Raw genomic sequence first — 4,874 nt, 5'->3', positions numbered from 1 at the left:
GAGTAAAATAATCGGTGTGCCCTGGAGGTGCGGATCGAGCCGGATTTGTTGAATCAGTTCTATGCCTGAAACCTGGGGCATCATCAAGTCAGTAATGATGAGCTGAGGCTGAATATTGCGCGCCACCTCGAGACCGGTGGCTCCGTTCTGGGCGGTACTGATACGATGGCCCCGACGCTGCAAAATACTGGCCACGTAGCGACGTAAATCGGGATTGTCATCAACGACGAGAATAGTAGCTCCGTCATGTCGATTAGACGGATGGGGTAAGGGGCACATGGGAGCATCGATCGCTGTTGATGTCGGCACACCGATCTGTTCTTTCTGGTCTCTGGACGAGAGCAATGACGGGACAGGAGCCACTTGATGGTGAAGATCGGCGAGTTCTACAGCGGCACGACTCTGCTCTAGCCTGCGGCTGGTTTGGTGGATGCGCTCTGCAGGTAGATGATCTGCCCCCAGCGGCAGTTCGACGGTAAATAGGGTGCCAGTGCCATAGGTAGACGAAACCCTGACCTCACCGCCATGGAGTTCCACCAGTTCTTTGACTAGGGCTAATCCGAGGCCAGTGCCTTCATGGGTGCGACTGGCGGATCCATCCGCTTGTTGGAAGCGTTCAAAAATATGAGGTAGCTGTTCTTTTCGGATGCCAATACCGGTGTCTTCGATTTCCAGATAGCAGCGTTGTTCAAAGGTGTTAAGGGTGATTTGAATCGTGCCCCCGGTCGGGGTGAACTTAACGGCGTTGGACAGAATGTTGTAGACGACCTTGTCAAATTTTTCGAGGTCCAGATAGACCGGTGGACAGGGCTGAATCTGAGTGGACAGGGTAATGTGCTTGCGATCGCAATAGGCCTGAAAAGCCGTCGTGACACTGCTGACGACCTGAGCAAAGTCACAGGGATAAAACGTGGCCTGCATACTGCCAGCATCCAGGCGCTGGAGATCAAGCAGCTGATTCACTAGCCGCAGTAACCGTTGTGAGCTGCGCAAGGCAATCACTGACTGCTCAAAAGATAGCCCCTTACCCTGCTCCACCGCTGATTCTAACGGACCGATCGTGAGGGTAAGGGGGGTGCGAAACTCGTGGGAAATATTTTGAAAAAAGGTAGTTTTTTGCTTGTCTAGAGCCAGCAGCTGCTCCGCCTGTTGCCGGGTAGTTTGATAAAGTCGGGCCTGCTGGACAGCGATGGCCGCCTGATTGGCCACGGCCTGGGCCAAGTTAATTTCCTCCATGTGCCAGTGTTTGGGCTGCTTGCTCTGGCGTAGGCTAATGCTACCGATAATCTGCCCATCAGTAATCAAGGGCACCACTAGCAGCGCCGTGGCCTGGGAATGGAACGGTAAATGGAGCGGTGTGTGTGTGTGCGATTGAGTCAAGTCATCAAAGATCACTGGCGAGCGACTGGCCACCAATTCTTGCAGAATTGGATTCTCGCTGATTTTGACGGGTGATTTTGGTAGGGGCCGATCCTGGCTGGCGTCGTAAAGACCCACGCAGTCCACATAGTCATCCTCTGGGGTCCACAGGGAAATGGCGCAGCCATCGGTCTCGAGGGCCTGTCCCAGCTTTTGAGTGATGGCTGAAAAGATCTGTTTGGGTTCTAGGCTGCTGTGAATTGCCTGGGTAATGGTATTGAGTAGGGTTTCTTGCGCCAGGATTCGATCCAGTTCTTGGGTTCTAGACTTGAGGATAGCGTGGGTGTCTATGGCTTGTTGAATTACGCCCTTGAGTTCCTTTGCCTCCCAAGGTTTAGTGATGTATTTGAATACTTGGCCGGTATTGATAGCATCAACGAGGTTCTCCACATCGGTGTAGCCAGTCAAGATGATGCGGATAATGTTGGGATAATCCTGGGCAACTTGCCGCAATAGTTCGGTCCCATTCATCCGAGGCATCCGCTGGTCTGAAATAATGACAGCGGTATCGGAATGCTGGACTAAATGTGCCAAGGCGGCTTGACCGCTCTCGGCTTGCAGTACCTGAAACTCTCGATAAAATGTCCTATAGAGCAGAGCCAAATTATCAGGTTCGTCATCGACGATCAGGATCTTGGGTTTGCCATGATGGGAGTGTCGATTATTTAGTTGGCTGACCATGCACCCTGTGGTTTGTTAACCGGCTGTAAAAATGTAGTGCGCCCTTGGACCATGGCCCCGGTAATAATTGGTAGCAAGTGGTAAAAACTTAGAACACTGTTGATTAGGATCTGTGCATTACCTGGTTGAATGGTCCTATCCAGAGTTCCCAAGCTGCTTAGCTGTTCACCATGTCCGGACTTAACTGGGATAGAGCTACCATGCTGCCTCCAGGCTATTGGCTACGGTCTGCCTATCCCGAAGATTTATCGCAACTAGTCGAGCTTTTACTGACGAGTTTCTATCCAGAGAACCGCTTAAATCGTTGGTTCTATTCGCTGATGCGTCTGGGGATTCAGGAGGATATCAAACGTCGTCTGAGAAGCTCGATCCATCAGTATGTGTGCCTGGTAATCGTGAATAAGGCCGCGTCAGGACCTGTAATTGTTGGGACGGTGGAAATTTCATTGCGATCGCACTTTTGGCAACCCCTACAGCCAAGGTGTCCCTACATTGCCAATGTTGCGGTAGAGCCGCACCATCGCCGCAGTGGACTGGCTCAGCAGATGCTCCTAGCCTGTGAATCCATCAGTCAAACCTGGGGATTTAGACAGCTCTATCTCCATGTATCCACCGATAACCCAGCCGCAGTAGCCCTGTATCGAAAAGTGGGCTATCAAGTTTGTGGGCATTCACCGCCATGGCGTCGACGTCAAATGATGGTGAAACAACTGTGTTTTTAAACATTTACATTTGCTAGGTTATTTAATTAAATATTTAATTCTTGACAGCTAGTTATTCCCTAGAAAATCTATTAGAGCGGTCTGTTGCTCCCATTTAGGTATGCCCAATAGTGTGACGTATTGTTGGATACACCGTTTCTCACCCCACGTACCGTGAAATTATCCATATCCTCCTGATAAATATTATTTTTTATGTAGTGAGTATGAGGAGGGACTGGTAACAATCAAAGACTGGATAAAACTCTAGTGATTTGGTGCACCAATGTCATCGTGTTCGTATCAAATAAGAGTAATTAGTCTGGATTACCTCGGCCCTAGGTAGACGCTCTAAAATTATGGATGCTCAATCCAAACCCTTTCCTCTATACTCGTCCTCGGTCAAGCAATTTGACCGGAAACGTCCTCATATGTTTACAGTGCAAGCAACGCCAGCCCCCGGTGACGCTATGCACCTAGAGGATAGTACGGTGAAGTGGTGGGCTGAGCGAGCCAAGCAGCCTCTCGGTTCTAGTTCTAATGTGCCTGTGAATGAAACGCTAGCGGTTGATAGTTTGCTCAAAAAGATAAATCGTGGCGATTTGCTAGTCGTCAACAGCCGTCGTCGCAACGGCCTAATTATTTTTCGAGAGTTTTACGCTGAATTTGCAGGCCCTGGCGCAGCTGTGGGCGGCGATTTTGATCGGGGGTGCCACAAAATCATTCCTCTGGGCAATCTTTCCTTGATTGAGCCCAATGATCATGAAGATCATCAAAAAGCTCTCAAGATTCGCCTCCAGTGGATCCGTCTCACTCAAAACTTTACCGATCAGCCGCGCTCAGCCGATCGGGCCCAGATGATTCTAGATCAGTTCAAAACTTATTTTGATAAGAGCACCATCGATGACGTCCCCAACGAAGCGTTTGCCCTGATGGTGGGGGTGCTACCTCAAACGGTACGCCGGGTCCGTCTAGGCCTGGAACGTTAGCCATTATCCAAAAAGGGTTTCCAAATTTGTGCGTGTGCGCCGATTTTCTTCAGCGGTTCCCAGGCTAATGCGTAGCCCCCCTCCGGTGTAACGAACTAAAGTGCCCCGCTGACGTAGTTGGCTAAAAACATGGTGTAGTCCTTCGGCCTGATCCATCCCCAATTGAGCTAATCCCTTATCGCTCAAACGGCAGTAGATAAAATTAGCCGCGCTGGGCCAAGTGATCAAGGTGGGCTGTTCCCTGAGCCAGGTTTCCATATGCTGCCGTTCTATGACGGTGGTGTCTACTGCGGCTAACAGTGACGAGCGCTGGGCCAGAGCTGTTAACGCGGCTGCCTGGGAAAAGCTAGGTAAATTATAGGGTAGCCGAACTTTTTCGAGCGCTTCTATCAGGGCTGGTTGGGCAACGGCATAGCCGACGCGATGAGCTGCTAGGCGAAAGGCTTTGGAAAAGGTTCGCAACACCACCCAGTTGCTACGACTGAGGCTATCAGCCACCACGGTATGTTGACTAAATTCAAAATAAGCCTCGTCGATTACCACCAGCACATCGCTAGGCAGCGTTCGCAGCCAGGTGATTTCGTCCGTATTTAGGGGAGTGGCGGTGGGTGAGTTGGGGTGCACCATAAATACCACTCGGATGGGGTGCTCTTCCACAGCTGCCTGGGCCTTGTCCAAATTAATGCAGAAATTATGTTGGCGGCCCACATCAATCACTGGAATACCTAGGGTTTGAGCCAAAATGCCATACATCGAAAAGGTGGGGCTAGCCACTAAAACGGCACCGTTGCCCAGGGCAGTGGCAATCAGGAGTGAACGAATCAGCTCATCGGAGCCGTTCCCCACCGATATGTTTGCTGCTGTGACATCCGTTGTTACATCTGTGGCAGATCTGGCGGCTGATCCGGCCACTGATTCAGCCACATAGTCAGCAATTGATTTTTTTAGAGCGATATGGCCGCCATCTGGATACCGATTGGCCGCCATGCCCTGCTGATAATGACTGGCGAGTGTGGCTTTGATCTCAGCTGGAAGATCGATGGGGCTTTCGTTAGTATCCAGCTGGTCATAAGGCTCTGGGATGGGC

Annotated in this window: 4 protein-coding genes; 2 read left to right on the top strand and 2 right to left on the bottom strand. The window is 50.8% G+C overall.

Annotated features, from left to right (window positions below; translation table 11 throughout):
* The coding region (locus IQ260_RS27730; protein WP_193996307.1) for a response regulator at window positions 1-2,100 on the bottom strand (2,100 nt) is incomplete at its 3' end.
* Window positions 2,101-2,270: 170 nt separating this feature from the next.
* Between IQ260_RS27730 and IQ260_RS27725 the strand changes: the two genes are divergently transcribed.
* Complete coding sequence (locus tag IQ260_RS27725) at window positions 2,271-2,822, top strand: GNAT family N-acetyltransferase (RefSeq protein WP_193996306.1); 552 nt, start codon at window positions 2,271-2,273, stop codon at window positions 2,820-2,822.
* 335 nt (window positions 2,823-3,157) lie between these two features.
* The gene (locus tag IQ260_RS27720) at window positions 3,158-3,787 is read left to right on the top strand and encodes a hypothetical protein (RefSeq protein WP_193996305.1); all 630 of its coding nucleotides are present in this window, start codon (window positions 3,158-3,160) and stop codon (window positions 3,785-3,787) included.
* A gap of 3 nt (window positions 3,788-3,790) precedes the next feature.
* Here the strand turns inward: IQ260_RS27720 and IQ260_RS27715 are convergent.
* Window positions 3,791-4,874, bottom strand: a 1,084-nt coding sequence (locus tag IQ260_RS27715; protein ID WP_193996304.1) for a histidinol-phosphate transaminase, incomplete at its 5' end; no start/stop codon positions are given.

The organism is Leptolyngbya cf. ectocarpi LEGE 11479 (assembly GCF_015207065.1).
Classification (GTDB): Bacteria; Cyanobacteriota; Cyanobacteriia; order Phormidesmidales; family Phormidesmidaceae; genus Leptothoe; species Leptothoe ectocarpi.
The sequence above is the reverse complement of the archived record's forward strand: the minus strand, read 5'-3'. Positions and strand labels throughout refer to the sequence as shown.